The 14,180-nt window shown below is 67.2% G+C and carries 20 protein-coding genes and 1 pseudogene; 10 read left to right on the top strand and 11 right to left on the bottom strand.

Annotated features, from left to right (window positions below; translation table 11 throughout):
- Positions 1-22: 22 nt before the first annotated feature.
- The 11 genes from AX708_RS04835 to pyrE all read right to left on the bottom strand — a co-directional run bounded on the left by AX708_RS04835 (position 23) and on the right by pyrE (position 5,895).
- Positions 23-418, bottom strand: coding sequence for a PaaI family thioesterase (locus AX708_RS04835; RefSeq protein WP_066532272.1), 396 nt, complete (start codon positions 416-418; stop codon positions 23-25).
- Complete coding sequence (locus AX708_RS04830) at positions 411-893, bottom strand: PaaI family thioesterase (RefSeq protein WP_066532486.1); 483 nt, start codon at positions 891-893, stop codon at positions 411-413. Before AX708_RS04830 ends, AX708_RS04835 begins: the two co-directional genes overlap by 8 nt.
- 71 nt (positions 894-964) lie before the next feature.
- Complete coding sequence (locus AX708_RS20270) at positions 965-1,138, bottom strand: hypothetical protein (RefSeq protein WP_156443495.1); 174 nt, start codon at positions 1,136-1,138, stop codon at positions 965-967.
- A 21-nt stretch (positions 1,139-1,159) separates the two neighbouring features.
- Positions 1,160-1,345 (bottom strand): hypothetical protein, encoded by a 186-nt coding sequence (locus AX708_RS04825; RefSeq protein WP_066532275.1) that lies wholly within the window; start codon positions 1,343-1,345, stop codon positions 1,160-1,162.
- On the bottom strand, positions 1,346-1,831 hold the full coding sequence (ruvX, locus tag AX708_RS04820) for a Holliday junction resolvase RuvX (RefSeq protein WP_082745697.1): 486 nt from the start codon (positions 1,829-1,831) through the stop codon (positions 1,346-1,348).
- Positions 1,813-2,958 carry a DUF3089 domain-containing protein gene (locus AX708_RS04815; protein WP_066532278.1) on the bottom strand — a complete coding sequence of 382 codons (1,146 nt, stop codon included), beginning with the start codon at positions 2,956-2,958 and terminating at the stop codon, positions 1,813-1,815. The genes ruvX and AX708_RS04815 overlap by 19 nt, the downstream gene beginning before the upstream one ends.
- 19 nt (positions 2,959-2,977) lie before the next feature.
- Complete coding sequence (gene lepB / locus AX708_RS04810; RefSeq protein ID WP_066532281.1) at positions 2,978-3,877, bottom strand: signal peptidase I; 900 nt, start codon at positions 3,875-3,877, stop codon at positions 2,978-2,980.
- Positions 3,878-3,884: 7 nt separating this feature from the next.
- Positions 3,885-4,289, bottom strand: coding sequence for a holo-ACP synthase (gene acpS, locus AX708_RS04805; RefSeq protein WP_066532283.1), 405 nt, complete (start codon positions 4,287-4,289; stop codon positions 3,885-3,887).
- The gene (locus AX708_RS04800; RefSeq protein ID WP_066532286.1) at positions 4,286-4,570 is read right to left on the bottom strand and encodes a pyridoxal phosphate biosynthetic protein; all 285 of its coding nucleotides are present in this window, start codon (positions 4,568-4,570) and stop codon (positions 4,286-4,288) included. The genes acpS and AX708_RS04800 overlap by 4 nt, the downstream gene beginning before the upstream one ends.
- Positions 4,567-5,310 carry a pyridoxine 5'-phosphate synthase gene (locus AX708_RS04795; RefSeq protein WP_066532293.1) on the bottom strand — a complete coding sequence of 248 codons (744 nt, stop codon included), beginning with the start codon at positions 5,308-5,310 and terminating at the stop codon, positions 4,567-4,569. Before AX708_RS04795 ends, AX708_RS04800 begins: the two co-directional genes overlap by 4 nt.
- A gap of 3 nt (positions 5,311-5,313) precedes the next feature.
- Positions 5,314-5,895 (bottom strand): orotate phosphoribosyltransferase, encoded by a 582-nt coding sequence (gene pyrE, locus AX708_RS04790; protein ID WP_066532294.1) that lies wholly within the window; start codon positions 5,893-5,895, stop codon positions 5,314-5,316.
- A 246-nt stretch (positions 5,896-6,141) separates the two neighbouring features.
- On the opposite strand from pyrE, the gene coxB reads away from it, so the two are divergent.
- The 10 genes and pseudogenes from coxB to AX708_RS04745 all read left to right on the top strand — a co-directional run.
- Complete coding sequence (coxB, locus tag AX708_RS04785) at positions 6,142-7,146, top strand: cytochrome c oxidase subunit II (protein ID WP_066532296.1); 1,005 nt, start codon at positions 6,142-6,144, stop codon at positions 7,144-7,146.
- Positions 7,147-7,181: 35 nt separating this feature from the next.
- Complete coding sequence (ctaD, locus tag AX708_RS04780; RefSeq protein ID WP_066532297.1) at positions 7,182-8,891, top strand: cytochrome c oxidase subunit I; 1,710 nt, start codon at positions 7,182-7,184, stop codon at positions 8,889-8,891.
- An 81-nt stretch (positions 8,892-8,972) separates the two neighbouring features.
- The gene (locus AX708_RS04775) at positions 8,973-9,899 is read left to right on the top strand and encodes a heme o synthase (RefSeq protein ID WP_066532299.1); all 927 of its coding nucleotides are present in this window, start codon (positions 8,973-8,975) and stop codon (positions 9,897-9,899) included.
- On the top strand, positions 9,896-10,027 hold the full coding sequence (locus tag AX708_RS21255) for a hypothetical protein (RefSeq protein ID WP_255357975.1): 132 nt from the start codon (positions 9,896-9,898) through the stop codon (positions 10,025-10,027). The genes AX708_RS04775 and AX708_RS21255 overlap by 4 nt, the downstream gene beginning before the upstream one ends.
- Positions 10,027-10,626: a cytochrome c oxidase assembly protein gene (locus AX708_RS04770; RefSeq protein WP_066532301.1), complete on the top strand. Its 600-nt coding sequence runs from the start codon at positions 10,027-10,029 to the stop codon at positions 10,624-10,626. The genes AX708_RS21255 and AX708_RS04770 overlap by 1 nt, the downstream gene beginning before the upstream one ends.
- A gap of 29 nt (positions 10,627-10,655) precedes the next feature.
- The gene (locus tag AX708_RS04765) at positions 10,656-11,525 is read left to right on the top strand and encodes a cytochrome c oxidase subunit 3 (protein WP_066532304.1); all 870 of its coding nucleotides are present in this window, start codon (positions 10,656-10,658) and stop codon (positions 11,523-11,525) included.
- Positions 11,526-11,596: 71 nt separating this feature from the next.
- Positions 11,597-11,899: a DUF983 domain-containing protein gene (locus tag AX708_RS04760; RefSeq protein ID WP_066532306.1), complete on the top strand. Its 303-nt coding sequence runs from the start codon at positions 11,597-11,599 to the stop codon at positions 11,897-11,899.
- Positions 11,896-12,495: an SURF1 family protein gene (locus AX708_RS04755; RefSeq protein WP_066532308.1), complete on the top strand. Its 600-nt coding sequence runs from the start codon at positions 11,896-11,898 to the stop codon at positions 12,493-12,495. Before AX708_RS04760 ends, AX708_RS04755 begins: the two co-directional genes overlap by 4 nt.
- A 13-nt stretch (positions 12,496-12,508) precedes the next feature.
- Positions 12,509-13,918, top strand: a complete 1,410-nt coding sequence (gene thrC, locus AX708_RS04750) for a threonine synthase (protein ID WP_066532316.1) — start codon at positions 12,509-12,511, stop codon at positions 13,916-13,918.
- A pseudogene (locus AX708_RS04745) lies at positions 13,918-14,180 on the top strand (class I SAM-dependent rRNA methyltransferase); the annotation flags it as partial. The gene thrC and the pseudogene AX708_RS04745, both read left to right, overlap by 1 nt.

Here is a 14,180-nt window from a genome sequence, read left to right as displayed (position 1 = left end):
CGGGCCGAGTAGGAAAATTGTTTCAGACCATCAGGATATTCATCACCGCCGTCGCGATCGGGCGGCTGCGGTCGGACTGCCACGCCTCCACGCTCACATTGGCATTGCGCCGCCCGAGCCGGGTGATGCGCCCCACCGCGAAGCTCGCCTGGGACTTGCCCGCGGCGAGATATTGCACGGTGATGTTGATCGGCTTCAGCACCGGATCGCGCCCCGCGGCGATCAGCGCGGTGCGCAGCGCGGCGTAGCCCGCATTCTCGAGCAGGCCTGCCGTGGCCCCGCCGTGGAAGTGCTGCGGGCGGCCTTCGACCATCGGGCCGAAATCGACCGTCAGCACCGGCATCCCGCCCTCGCTCTCGCCGGTCAGGGCGAGCCCGAGCGAGCGGGCATAGGCGGGAAGCTCCAGCTGGTCAGCCATTGCCGCCGCCTCCAAGCGCCGGATTGGCCTCGCGCGGATCGGCGCCGATGGTCATGAAGCAGCCCGCAACGTGCGCGACCGGATCATCCGGGCTCTCGTCATAGGCGATCCCGCGCACGAAGGCGGCCGAGCGCGTGATGCGGTAGCATTCGACCCGGCCGCGCACGCTCGCCCGCTCGCGCGCGGGACGCTGGTAATCGACGCGCAGATCGAGCGTCGCGACCGGCTGAAAGGTGCCGCGCGTCTGCCAGATCGCCATGCCGCTCGCCATGTCCATGAGGCTGATGATCGGGCCCGAGGCGAGGACGTGCTGGCTCGAATCCCCGATCAGATCCTCGCGCCACGGCAATTCGAGTTCGACCCAGTTGTCGCCCTGCTCGGTGAACCTGAGGCCCAGCCAGCCGGTATGGCCGTGGCGGAAGAACCACTTCGAGGCCTCGCGCGCGTCGAACCGGGGGGTGGCAGGGGTGTTCATGGTGGTGCGCATAAGAGCAAGGCGGCGCGGCGCACAATGGATTATTTTGACGCTGGCGCGGTCGGCCGCGCTCAACCTGCCAGCTTCAGGACGAGGACGTAGAGCACCACCCCGAAGAACGGCACGATGAACACGAGGGCAATGATCGTGCAGCCTTTCTGGACGAGGAGCGGCAGGCGAGCGAACAGGAACCTGCCCAAAGAGATCAGCAGGTCGCGGATAATCCAGTTGATGAGGTCGCCCATGACTGGCCCCTGGTCGGCAGTTCAGCTGCCGAGCACGATCACGCCAAGCGTGATTGCTGCGGCCAGCACCAGCACGATCAGGAACAGCCGCCAGCAGCCCCGACGCCGCCGCTGCCCGCTGTCTGCCGCCGAGCCGATATCGCCCAGCACCTCGATCGCCCCTTCGGCGACATCGCCGATCACCTCGCCGATGCCGTCTTCGATCATCTAGAGCACGCCTCCCGCGAGCCGATCAATCGCGCCCTGCAAGATCACCGCCGCGGCATGGCTGTCGATCGCGGCGGCGCGTTTGGCGCGGCTCATGTCCTGGCCGATCATCGCGGCCTCGGCGGCCTGGGTCGACCAGCGCTCGTCCCACAGCAGGACGGGGAGCGCGAAGGCCTCGGCCATGTTGCGGGCATAGGCGCGGCTGGCCTGCGCGCGCGGGCCCTCGGAGCCGTCCATGTTGCGCGGCAGGCCGAGGACGATCCCGCGCACGGATCGGCTCTTGATCAGCGCAGCGAGTGTCTCGCGGTCACGCCCCCACTTGCCGCGGCTGATGGTGGTGCCGTTGGTTGCAAAGCGCCAGCCCGCATCGCAGGTCGCCGTGCCGATGGTCTTGGTGCCGAGATCGAGGCCCAGAAGGACGCCCCCGTCTCCCACCGCGTCGGCAAAGCCGCGCGCGTCTTCGAAGATCACTTGGCCGGTTTCCACGCGTCCACCCGCCGGATCACGTCCGCCTTCGTGTTCGCCCAGTACAGCGGCAGATCGTAGACGTGGTAATTGTTGCCCGGGAGGACGTAGCTGCCCATTTCGGGCGGCGGCCCGATCAGCAGCAACCCGCGCTTGTCGCAGCGCGCGGGGACAAGGCCGGGCTGGAGCGTGCCCTTCTCCATGCTGTCCTCGGGCACCAGCGTGCCGAGATTGGCGCTGGCCGGCGCGGTGCCTCCGGTGAGGCCGGTCAGCGGATTGGTGCACAGCATCGGCTCGGCGCCGGGCGCCTTGCCGTCGAGCGCAGGGGCGGCCGCGTAGGCCTCGAGCACCAGCGCAGGGTCGGCCGGTTCGGCAAAGCTCGACCAGCTGAGGACGCATCCGGTCTGGTCGGCCGCGGTGCAGGCGGGCATGCCCATGACCGGCAGGTCATGCAGCGGCGAGACCGGCCAGCCGACCAGATAGGCCGCCACCACCCGCGCGGCGACCGGCGTGCCCTTCACCTCCTCGGCGATCAGGCGCTTCAGGTGCAGCGAACCTTGCGAATGGCCCGCGAGCACGATCGGGGTCTTGGGATCGACCGTGGAGAGGAAGAAGCGGAACGCCTCGCGCACATCGCCAAAGGCGGCGTCGATCGCCTGCCGCGCCTCGGGCGCATCGGTGAGGAAGGCGCCGAAGGTCGCCTGGCGATAGCGCGGGGCCCAGATCTCGGACGCCGCGTTGAAGGGGCTTGCCATGCCGCGCAGATAGATGCGCGCGATGCGCTCGGCCTCCGGGTCGCCGCCGTTTTCGAGCGGGGCGTTCCAGCTCGAACGGTTCACATAGCTCGTCGGGTGGACGAAGAAGACCGCGAATTGCTGCTTCGGCTCGGCGGGGGTGGGAAGCACGCCGCGGTCCCCGGCATAGGCGGGCTGCCAGCGCGCCGGATCGCTCACCCCGATGCCGGGGCGCGAATACCACAGCTTGGGGTCCTCGTAGGCATTGGCTTCGAGCGGCTTGACCGGGGTGAAGGCGGCCGAGGGCACCATCGCCAGCTTGGTCAGCTCGGTCGGGAAGCGCGCGAGCAGGAACGCGCCCACGATCACCAAAATGATGCAGAAGGCGAAGAAATAGAGGAACTTGCGGGCCATGTTTCGTGCGCCCTTCAGGTCACTTGGCCGCCTTGCCCTCGGCAAGCGCAGGCCGCAGGGTGGTCCACGCGCGGTCGCCGCGCAGGCTGGTCCACCAGCTCGCCGGGTTCCAGGTGGTCGAACCGTCGAGGCTGAAGGTGATGAACTCCGCGCGCCCGCCGATATTGGCGAGCGGCACCGCCCCGCCGAGCCCACGCGGCAGCGGCGCGCGGCTGTCGGCGGAAAGATCGCGGTTGTCGCCCATCACGAACACCGAGTCCTCGGGCACCTTGTAGGGGCCGAAATTGTCGAGCTCCTGGTTGAGGAAGTCGATGGTGAGGAAGGTCGCGCCGTTGGGGAAGGTCTCGCGCCAGGTCGGCGGATCGAAGTAGTCCTTGCCGTCGGGGCCGGTCTTGCGGAACTGCTCGTAGGAATCGAGGCAGGGGTGCTCGCCGACATCGTCCTTGCACATCAGACTGGGCTCGAACGGCAGGCGCACCGGCGGCACGACCTCGCGCTTGATCGGCGAGCCGTTGAGATAGATCAGGCCATTGCGAACCTCGATCGTGTCGCCCGGCCGGCCGACGACGCGCTTGATATAGTCCTCGTCGCGCTCGGGGTGGACGGGGATGACGATATCGCCATATTCGGGCGTGGCGGGCCAGATGCGGGTGCTCGAGCGCGGCAGCAGGTGGAAGCTCGCCGAGGCCCATGACCAGCCGTAGGGATACTTGCTCACCACCAGCCGGTCGCCCACCCACAGGGTCGGCATCATCGAGGTCGAGGGAATGTAGAAGGGCTTGGCGACAAGGCTGTGGAACGCCAGCACCGCGAGCAGCATCAGCGCAAGGCCGCGGATTTCGGCGAACCAGTTGATCTTTTCCGGGGTTTCGCTGTCGGTCACTGGCGGGCTTTCGGTTGGTGCAATGGGGGTCGCCATGGGGGCCTTAGGGCAGGGGAATGGCTTCGATGATCACGAAGGCCTGCGCCCAGGGGTGATCGTCGGTGAGGGTAAGGTGGATGCGCGCCTCATGCCCGTCCGGCGTCATTTCTTCAAGCCGCAATGCCGCCCCGCCGGTCAGCGCGAGCGTGGGCGCGCCCGAGGGGGCGTTGACGACGCCGATATCCTTCATGAAGACGCCGCGCTTGAACCCGGTGCCCACCGCCTTGCTGAACGCCTCCTTGGCGGCGAAGCGCTTGGCGTAGGTGCCCGCGATGGTGAAGGGGCGGCGGCGGGCCTTGGCGATTTCGGTGGCGGTGAAAACGCGGTTTTCGAAGCGCTCGCCATAGCGGGCGAGCGAACCCGCGATCCGCTCGATATTGCAGAGGTCGCTGCCCATGCCGATGATCATTTGAACGCCCTTATGATGACCGCCACCAGTAACCCGACGGCGACGACGTGCAGCATCACCTGCGCCTTGAACAGCGGGTGCGCGAAGTCGCCTTTCGCCACGCGGATCGCGCCGACGAAGCCGAAGATCATCAGCGCGACCCAGCCGACTGCGAAGACCATCATCACCTTCTGGCTCAGCGCGAAGCCGAGGAAGCCGATGGCGAGCAGGAACAGCCCCGCCGCGCCGAAGGCCCAGCGCTTCTGTCCGCCAGTGAGGGCGGGGAGATCGGGCTCGCTCACCGTGCCTCGTCCATCAGCTCGCGCATCCGGCGGATGGCGTTCTCGAGGCCGACGAACACCGCCTCGCCGATCAGGTAGTGGCCGATGTTGAGTTCGGCGATCTGCGGGATGGCGGCGATCGGCTGGACGTTGTCGAAGGTGAGGCCGTGGCCGGCGTGCGGCTCGATCCCGTTCTTGGCAGCGAGCGCGGCCATGTCGGTGATGCGGCGCAGCTCGCGGGTCACGCGCTCGGCGTTGCCATCGAGGAAGGCGTGGGCATATTCGCCGGTGTGGAATTCCACGACCGGCGCGCCGAGGCGCAGGGCGGCGTCGAGCTGGCGCTCGTCCGCCTCGATGAACAGCGAGACGCGGATGCCTGCCGCGCGCAGCTCCTCGCAGATCGGCACCAGCGTGTTGTGCATCCCCGCCGCATCGAGCCCGCCCTCGGTGGTGCGCTCCTCGCGCTTTTCGGGGACGATGCAGGCGGCATGCGGCTTGTGGCGCAGGGCGATGGCGAGCATCTCGGGCGTCGCCGCCATCTCGAGGTTCAGCGGCAGGTCGGTCGCCGCCTGAATGCGGGCGAGATCCTCGTCGCGGATATGACGGCGGTCTTCGCGCAGATGCGCAGTGATCCCGTCGCCCCCGACCGCCGCGACAATCTCGGCCGCGCGCACCGGATCGGGGTGGTCGCCCCCGCGGGCGTTCCTGATGGTGGCGACATGGTCGATGTTGACGCCGAGGCGGAGGTGGGAGGGGCTCAGGGTCTATTCCTTCCGGCTTCCGGGCTTCGTTACCTCTACGGCCGCCAGCGCTTCGGGGATGTCGGATTCGTCATAGGTGGGAAAATCGATGGCGAGCAGCGGGTAGAAGGGCACGCCCAGATCGACCGACCCGCAGGAACGGTCGATGATTGCGCATTCGGCGATCACCTCGCCCCCTTCGCGCGCGACGGCGCCGATGGCTTCGCGGCTGGAGAGGCCGGTGGTGACCACGTCCTCGACCATCAGCACCTTCGCGCCCTTCGCCAGCGCGAAGCCGCGGCGCAGGTGGAAGGTGCCCTCGGGCCGCTCGAGGAACAGCGCGTCCTTGCCGAGCGCCCGACCGACTTCGTGGCCGATGATGATCCCGCCCATCGCCGGGGAGACGACGACGTCCACCTTTTCAATGACTTCGGCAGGGATGCCCGCCACCACCGCTTCGGCAATCCGCGCGGCGCGCGCCGGATTCATCAGCACCCGCGCGCATTGCAGGTAATGGCCGCTGTGCCGCCCCGAAGAGAGCTTGAAATGGCCCTCCAGCAGCGCCCCCGAGGCGCGGAACTCGGCCAGAACTTGCTCTTGATTCACGGACGAACTCCTTGGAAGGCTTAGGGATTGGCACCAGCTTGCGCGCGCGGCACGGGCCGGTGCATAATTTTCTCCCTAGAAGCGCTTGAGGCCCTCGGCAAGCATCGCTAAGGGCGGGAATGAAGCTGGCCCGAGGGCTGGCCAAACGCTGTCTTTGGCGGGTCTCGAGGGGGCTTCCTGCAAGGGCAGTATGGGATCAGATTCGAACCACTTGGACACATGCTCATGGGTCAGAGGGACACCCGTATGAAAAAGCTTATCCTGGCGGCGGTTGCTGCCGGGCTCGCGGCGTTCGCGCCGCTGAGCGTCGCGGCGCAGGACGCCGCCCCCGCAGCACCCGTGGCGGCCGAAGCGCCTGCCGCGACCACTGCGGCTCCCGCTGACGCCGCGGCGCCTGCGGCTCCCGAAGCCAGCGCCTACACCCCGATGGCTCCGACCAAGGGCAAGGGCATGCCGACGTCCTACGAGGACGACGCGATGAAGAGCCTGACCTTCCAGGACCAGTATTCGGCCAACGGCGAATATGCGCTGTGGATGCACGACATGATCCTGCTGCCGGTGATCACCGCGATCAGCCTGCTGGTTCTCGGCCTGCTGCTCTATGTGGTGATGCGCTTCAACCGCCGGGCCAATCCGGTCGCCTCGAAGACCACGCACAACACCATGATCGAGGTGGTGTGGACGATCCTGCCGGTGATCATCCTGGTGGTGATCGCCGTCCCCTCGATCACGCTGCTGGCGCGCCAGTACGAGACTCCGCCCGCCAATGCCGTCACCATCAAGGCGACCGGCTACCAGTGGTACTGGGGCTACACCTATCCCGACCATGGCGAGATCGAGGTGATCTCGAACATGGCCGACGAGGCCGCTGCCGCCAAGGCCGGCGAGCCCTACCAGCTCGCGGTCGACAACCGCATGGTCGTGCCCGCGGGCGTGCCGCTGCGCATCCAGACCACCGCGTCGGACGTGATCCACGCCTTCGCGGTGCCCTCGCTGTGGTTCAAGATGGACGCGGTGCCCGGCCGTCTCAACGAGAAGCTGCTGACCATCAAGGAGCCGGGCGTGTACTACGGCCAGTGCTCCGAGCTGTGCGGCGCGCGGCACGGCTACATGCCGATCGTCGTCGAGGCACTGCCCCCGGCCGAATTCGCCGCATGGGTGAAGGCGCAGGGCGGCACGATGCCCGGCGAAGCGGAAGCGGCTCCGGCTGCTGCCGCGGCCGAGCCCGCCGCCGCGACCACCGCCGGCTGAACCGACAAGATTTGACCTGAGAAGAGTAGCTGATCATGGCAACCACCGCTGAAGGCTTCGACATCCACCACGATCATGCCCACGGGCACGATCACGCGGACCACAAGCCGGGCTTCTTCGCCCGCTGGTTCATGTCGACCAACCACAAGGACATCGGCACGATGTATCTGATCTTCGCGATCATCGCGGGGATCGTCGGGGGTGCCATCTCGGGCATCATGCGTGTCGAGCTGCAGGAGCCGGGCATCCAGTATCTGCAGTGGTGGGCCCAGTTCATGGGCGGCGGCAATGATCTCAACACCGCGCTCCACATGTGGAACGTGTTCATCACCGCGCACGGCCTCATCATGGTGTTCTTCATGGTCATGCCCGCGATGATCGGCGGCTTCGGCAACTGGTTCGTGCCGCTGATGATCGGCGCGCCGGACATGGCCTTCCCGCGCATGAACAACGTCAGCTTCTGGCTGACGGTGGTGGGCTTCATCAGCCTGCTGTTCTCGCTCTTCGTGCCCGGCGGCACGGGCCCGGGTGCGGGCACGGGCTGGACGGTCTACGCGCCGCTTTCGACCAGCGGCTCGGTCGGCCCTGCGGTCGACTTCGCGATCTTCTCGCTGCACCTTGCAGGGGCCGGCTCGATCCTTGGCGCGACCAACTTCATCACCACCATCTTCAACATGCGCGCGCCGGGCATGACCCTGCACAAGATGCCGCTGTTCGTGTGGTCGGTGCTGGTCACCGCCTTCCTGCTGCTGCTGGCGCTCCCCGTGCTCGCGGCCGCGATCACCATGCTGCTGACCGACCGCAACTTCGGCACCACCTTCTTCAACCCGGCCGGTGGCGGCGATCCGGTGCTCTACCAGCACCTGTTCTGGTTCTTCGGCCACCCCGAGGTTTACATCATGATCCTGCCGGGCTTCGGCATGATCTCGCAGATCATCGCCACCTTCTCGAAGAAGCCGGTGTTCGGCTACCTCGGCATGGCCTATGCGATGGTCGCGATCGGCGTGGTCGGCTTCATCGTCTGGGCGCACCACATGTACACCGTGGGCCTCGACGTGAACACGAAGATGTACTTCACCGCCGCCACCATGGTCATCGCTGTGCCGACCGGCGTGAAGATCTTCAGCTGGATCGCGACGATGTGGGGCGGCAGCCTCAGCTTCAAGTCGCCGATGGTCTGGTCGATGGGCTTCATCTTCCTGTTCACCGTGGGCGGCGTGACCGGCGTGGTGCTCGCCAACGGCGGGATCGACGACAACCTGCACGACACCTACTACGTCGTCGCGCACTTCCACTACGTGCTGTCGATGGGCGCGGTGTTCTCGATGTTCGCCGGCTTCTACTACTGGTTCCCGAAGATGAGCGGGCGGATGCACTCCGAGCTCCTGTCGCACATCCACTTCTGGACCTTCTTCGTCGGCGTGAACGTGATCTTCTTCCCGCAGCACTTCCTCGGGATGCAGGGCATGCCGCGTCGTTACCCTGACTATGCCGAGGCCTACCACTTCTGGCACCAGATCAGCTCCTACGGCTACTACATCATGGCCGGCTCGATGCTGTTCTTCTTCGTGAACATCCTCTACGCGCTGATGGCCGGCAAGAAGGCCGAGGCGAACCCGTGGGGCGAAGGCGCGACGACGCTCGAATGGACCCTGCCGAGCCCGCCGCCCTACCACCAGTTCGAAACGCTGCCGGTGATCACCGACGCGCACGACTACCACGATCACCGTCCCGCGACCGCGTGATCGGCTCCTGACCGGAGCACAAGGAACGAGGGGGAGCGCGGTCCGAGGCCGCGCTCCTTCGCAATGGAACCACCAGGAACAATGGCCAGCACCGCACCCCAGACCGCCGCGATGATGCCCGCCGAGTGGCGCGACTTCTTCGCGCTCACCAAGCCGCGGGTGATGACGCTGGTGATCTTCACCGCGATCTGCGGCGTGCTGGCGGCGCCGGGCACCATCCACCCCGTCATCGCCTTCACCGCGATCCTCGCCATCGCGATGGGCGCAGGCGGGTCGGCGGTGCTCAACATGTGGTGGGAAGCCGACATCGATGCGGGTATGAAGCGCACCATGAACCGCCCGCTCCCCGGCGGCCGGATCCGGCGCGAGGATGCGCGCGATTTCGGGATCTTCCTTTCGGCAGTTTCGGTGGTGCTGATGGGCCTCGCCGTGGGCTGGCTCGCCGCCTCGCTGCTGCTGGGCGCGATCATCTACTACGCGGTCATCTACACCATGTGGCTGAAGCCGCGCACCCCGCAGAACATCGTCATCGGCGGCGGCGCGGGCGCTTTCCCGCCGCTGATCGGCTGGGTCGCGGTGACGGGCGACATCACCGCGATGCCGCTCCTCCTGTTCGCGATCATCTTCTTCTGGACGCCCCCGCATTTCTGGGCGCTCGCACTGTTCGTGCAGACCGACTACGCCAAGGTCGGTATCCCGATGCTCCCCGTGGTCGCGGGCGAGCGGGCGACGCGCAACCAGATCATGGGCTACACCCTGCTGCTCGCCCCCATCGCCATCGCGCCGTGGGCCATCGGGGGCACGAGCTGGATCTACGGCTCGGTCGCGGTGGTGCTCTCGGCGCTGTTCGTGGTGCTGGCGATGCCGGTCTTCACCCGCATGCGCGCCGAGACCGACGCGATGACGCCCGAGAAGACCCTGTTCAAGTTCTCGATCGTCTACCTCTTCGTGCTCTTCGCCGCGCTCGTGGCCGACCGTGTCGCCGCCTATCAGGGGTGGATCGCATGAGCCCGGAAGAGGAAAAGGAATTCCTCCGCCGCCGCAAGGCGCGCAATCTGGTGGTCGCGGGGACGCTGCTGTTCTTCGTGGTGCTGTTCTACGCCATCACCATGGTGCGCATCGGAGGGCAGGGCTGATGGCCTCGGCCGCGCCCGCATCGCCTGATACCGCCCGCAGCAACCTGCGGGTCGGTCTGATGGCCTTCGCCGGCGCGCTGGCGATGCTGGCGCTGGGCTATGCCTCGGTGCCGCTCTATCGCCTGTTCTGCCAGGTCACCGGCTTCGGCGGCACGACCATGATCGCCTCCGAGAGCAAGGCCGCCGCCGCCGCGCGTGCTGCGACGGGGCAGAAGATCTCGATCCGCTTCGATGCCACCACCGCGATGGGGATGCCCTGGACCTTCCAGCCCTCGCAGGCGACCGACACCGTCACCATCGGCGAGCGCGACATCGCGACCTATGTGGCGCGCAACAATTCCGAGCACACCATCACCGGGGTTGCCACCTTCAACGTCACCCCCGAACAGGCCGGCAAGTATTTCAACAAGGTTCAGTGCTTCTGCTTCACCGAGCAGACCCTCGCCCCCGGGCAGGAAGTGACCATGCCGGTGCTCTATTTCGTCGATCCGGCGATGCTGAACGACCCCAACATGAAGGGTGTCGAGCAGATCACGCTGAGCTATACTTTCCACCGCTCCGAAACGCCCGCCGACGCGGCGCCGAAGAGCACCGATTGATCCGCTAACCCAGGGACGGGAACATCCACATGGCTGGCAAGGCAAACCACGATTACCACATCCTCGAACCCGATATCTGGCCGCTGGTCGGATCCTTCGCGGCGCTCACCTTCACCAGCGGGATGGTGCTGAGCTTCCACCCCGATCTGTTCGGGGCCAGCGGCAAGATCGTGCTCGGCCTCGGCCTTGCCGGGCTGATCGCGACCTTCTTCATGTGGTTCCGCAACATCGTGATCGAAGCCCAGCGCGGCGATCACACGCCGGTGGTGCAGCTGCACCTGCGCTACGGCATGATCCTGTTCATCGCGTCCGAAGTGATGTTCTTCGTCGGCTGGTTCTGGAGCTTCTTCGATTTCGCGCTGTTCCCGACCGCGCTCGAATATGACCACGCCACCGGCGCCACCACCAGCCTGTTCGGCACCGAGGGTGCGGTTGCCGCCTTCATCCCCGAAGGCATGGAAGTGCTCGATCCCTTCGCACTGCCGCTGCTCAACACGCTGATCCTGCTGTGCTCGGGCACCACGGTGACCTGGGCGCACCACGCGCTGATCCACGGCGACCGCGAGGGCCTCAAGCAGGGCCTGTGGGCGACCGTCGCGCTCGGCGTGCTGTTCAGCGCGATCCAGGCCTACGAATATTCGGCCGCGCCCTTCGGCTTCGGCGGGAACACCTATTCCTCGGCCTTCTACATGGCGACCGGCTTCCACGGCTTCCACGTGCTGATCGGGACGATCTTCCTGTCGGTCTGCCTCTACCGCGCCTATCTCGGCCACTTCACCCCGCGCCAGCACTTCGGCTTCGAGGCGGCGGCGTGGTACTGGCACTTCGTCGACGTGGTGTGGCTGTTCCTGTTCGTCGCCGTCTACGTCTGGGGCGGCTGGGGCGCCGAATACCACTGATGACGTCGGGGCCTTCCGGTCCTGAGCAAAACAAGGGGCAGCCGGGACTCGTCTCGGCTGCCCTTTCCGGTTTGTGCCCCCGCTGCGGCGCGCGGACGCTTTTTTCCGAACCGGCCGGGCTGGCGGAGGAATGTTCGAACTGCGGGCTCGACTTCCTCGCGCTGGAGCGGGGTGGGCGGTTCGTGGGCGTGCTGACGATGCTGCTGGCGCTGGTGCTGATCATGGCCGCGCTCGCGACCGACGAATGGCTGCGCCCGCCGCTGTGGGTGACCTTCCTGTTCTGGGGGCCGGTGACGGTGGCGAGCGTCGTCTTCGCCCTGCGGTTCTGGAAGACCATGTGGGTCTATCACCAATTCGAAGAGAGCCAGCCATGACTGCCCGCCGCGTGCCCGTATTCTCGACCATCGTGGTGATCGCGGCGGTGCTGACGATGATCGGCCTCGGCATCTGGCAGCTTGGCCGCAAGACCGAGAAGGAAGCGCTCATTGCCCGCTACGAGGCGGCGATCAGCAACCCCGATCCCGTCACCTATCCGGCCGCATCGCAGGCGGCGGTCGATGCCGCACTCTATCGTCGCAGCAGTGTCGACTGCGCCTTCACCAGCGGCGACTGGCGGTCGATCTCGGGCCGCAACGCCAAGGGGCAGAGCGGCTTCGTTCACATCGTGTTGTGCGGGATCGACAACGGGCCGCCCCAACGCGATCGCACCGCTTACGTGCAGGTCGGATGGTCGCGCGATCCTGCCGCGCCCAAGTGGGAGGGCGGGCCGGTGAGCGGGTGGATCGTGCCCAATTCGGAAGGCTTCGCACGGCTTGTCGCCGATCCGCCGCTCGCGGGCCTTCAGCCCAACGCTGCGCCCGATCCGGGCGACCTGCCCAACAACCACCTCGCCTATGCCGTCCAGTGGTTCTTCTTCGCCGCGACCGCGCTCGTCATCTACGTGCTGGCATTACGCCGCCGCCGCAGCTAGGCGCTGTTCGCATATGCAATACGTATCGACCAGGGGGAGCGCGCCTGCGCTCGATTTCGAGGGGGTCACCCTCGCAGGGCTCGCCAGCGACGGGGGGCTCTATGTCCCCGCCGCGTGGCCGCGCTTTACCACCGATGAAATCCGGGCGATGCGCGGCCTCGCCTATCCCGATCTCGCCGCGCGGATCATGGCACCCTTCGTGGCGGGGTGCCTTACCGAGGAAGAGCTCCTCGCGCTCACCCACAAGGTCTATGGCGATTTCGGCCATGCCGCCGTCACGCCGCTGGTGCAGCTCGACGCGCAGCACTGGCTGCTCGAACTGTTCCACGGGCCGACGCTGGCGTTCAAGGACGTCGCGCTGCAACTGCTCGGCCGGCTGTTCGAGACCTTCCTCGCCCGCCGCGACCAGCGCCTCACCATCGTCGGTGCGACCAGCGGGGACACCGGCTCGGCGGCGATCCAGGCCGTGGCGGGGCTCGAGCGGGTCGAGATCTTCATGCTCCACCCCAAGGGCCGGGTGAGCGACGTCCAGCGCCGCCAGATGACCACGGTGCGCGCGCCCAACGTCCACAACCTCGCCATCGAGGGCAGCTTCGACGACGCGCAGGCGCATGTGAAGCGGATGTTCACCGACGCGGACGTGATCCGCACACTGAACCTCGGCGCGGTCAATTCGATCAACTGGGCGCGGCTGATGGCGCAGGTGGTCTATTATTTCGCCAGCGCGCTGCAACTCGGCGCACCCGACCGCCCGGTCGCCTACTCGGTGCCGACCGGGAACTTCGGCGATGTGTTCGCGGGATATGTCGCGGCGAAGATGGGGCTCCCCATCGAGCGGCTGATCGTCGCCACCAACATCAACGACATCCTCCACCGCGCGCTTTCCAGCGGCGACTACTCGGCAGGCGGCGTCACCGCCACGATCACGCCTTCGATGGACATCCAGGTCTCCTCCAACTTCGAACGCCTGCTGTTCGACGCGGGCGGGCGTGACGGCGCCGCGCTGGCGGAGCAGATGCGCGGCTTCGAGGCCTCCAAGGCGATGCATCTGACCAACGCGCAGGCTGAGGGTGCCAGCGCGCTGTTCACCAGTGCCCGGGCTGATCAGACCGAGACCGCGCGCGCCCTGCAATGGGCCTACCGCGCCGCCGGACAGGTGATCGACCCGCACACCGGCGTCGGCCTCCACGCCGCGCGCACGCTCGCCGACGCGGGCACCGTGCCCGCCGGCGTCCCCCTCGTCACACTCGCCACCGCGCACCCCGCCAAGTTCCCCGACGCGGTCGAGCGCGCGGTCGGCATGCGTCCGACGCTGCCTGCGCGGGTCGGCGACCTGTTCGGGCGCGAGGAAAGTTTCGTCGAGATCGCCGGCGATTACGCCGCCACCCGCGACTACGTGCTCGGTCACGCCGGGAACGCCTGATGGCGGCTCTCGTCCAGCAGCCGCTGGTGATGGTGTGCGAGGGGTGGGATTCCTACCGCCTGCTCGATAGCGGGGCGGGGCGCAAGTGGGAGGCGTTCGGCCCCCACGCCTTCATCCGCCCCGAGCCCCAGGCCATGTGGCAGCCGCGCATCGCCGATTGGCGCGCGGCGGGCGAGTTCATCCCCGGCTCCGACGAGGACGGCGGCGGCCGCTGGCAGTTCACCGGACGCCTGCCCGAACACGGCTGGGGGCTGGCGTGGAA

It is taken from the genome of Erythrobacter sp. CCH5-A1, from assembly GCF_001557115.1.
Lineage (GTDB): Bacteria > Pseudomonadota > Alphaproteobacteria > Sphingomonadales > Sphingomonadaceae > Erythrobacter.
Note: the sequence above shows the minus strand (reverse complement) of the source record. Positions and strands in the feature narration are given on the sequence as shown.

Excerpts from the sequence above, each read along its gene's own strand:
- AX708_RS04835 (WP_066532272.1), bottom strand. The coding sequence starts at position 418 with ATGGCTGACCAGCTGGAGCTTCCCGCCTATGCCCGCTCGCTCGGGCTC.
- AX708_RS04830 (WP_066532486.1), bottom strand. The coding sequence starts at position 893 with ATGAACACCCCTGCCACCCCCCGGTTCGACGCGCGCGAGGCCTCGAAG.
- AX708_RS20270 (WP_156443495.1), bottom strand. The coding sequence starts at position 1,138 with ATGGGCGACCTCATCAACTGGATTATCCGCGACCTGCTGATCTCTTTG.
- AX708_RS04825 (WP_066532275.1), bottom strand. The coding sequence starts at position 1,345 with ATGATCGAAGACGGCATCGGCGAGGTGATCGGCGATGTCGCCGAAGGG.
- AX708_RS04815 (WP_066532278.1), bottom strand. The coding sequence starts at position 2,958 with ATGGCCCGCAAGTTCCTCTATTTCTTCGCCTTCTGCATCATTTTGGTG.
- lepB (WP_066532281.1), bottom strand. The coding sequence starts at position 3,877 with ATGGCGACCCCCATTGCACCAACCGAAAGCCCGCCAGTGACCGACAGC.
- acpS (WP_066532283.1), bottom strand. The coding sequence starts at position 4,289 with ATGATCATCGGCATGGGCAGCGACCTCTGCAATATCGAGCGGATCGCG.
- coxB (WP_066532296.1), top strand. The coding sequence starts at position 6,142 with ATGAAAAAGCTTATCCTGGCGGCGGTTGCTGCCGGGCTCGCGGCGTTC.
- ctaD (WP_066532297.1), top strand. The coding sequence starts at position 7,182 with ATGGCAACCACCGCTGAAGGCTTCGACATCCACCACGATCATGCCCAC.
- AX708_RS04775 (WP_066532299.1), top strand. The coding sequence starts at position 8,973 with ATGGCCAGCACCGCACCCCAGACCGCCGCGATGATGCCCGCCGAGTGG.
- AX708_RS21255 (WP_255357975.1), top strand. The coding sequence starts at position 9,896 with ATGAGCCCGGAAGAGGAAAAGGAATTCCTCCGCCGCCGCAAGGCGCGC.
- AX708_RS04770 (WP_066532301.1), top strand. The coding sequence starts at position 10,027 with ATGGCCTCGGCCGCGCCCGCATCGCCTGATACCGCCCGCAGCAACCTG.
- AX708_RS04765 (WP_066532304.1), top strand. The coding sequence starts at position 10,656 with ATGGCTGGCAAGGCAAACCACGATTACCACATCCTCGAACCCGATATC.
- AX708_RS04755 (WP_066532308.1), top strand. The coding sequence starts at position 11,896 with ATGACTGCCCGCCGCGTGCCCGTATTCTCGACCATCGTGGTGATCGCG.
- thrC (WP_066532316.1), top strand. The coding sequence starts at position 12,509 with ATGCAATACGTATCGACCAGGGGGAGCGCGCCTGCGCTCGATTTCGAG.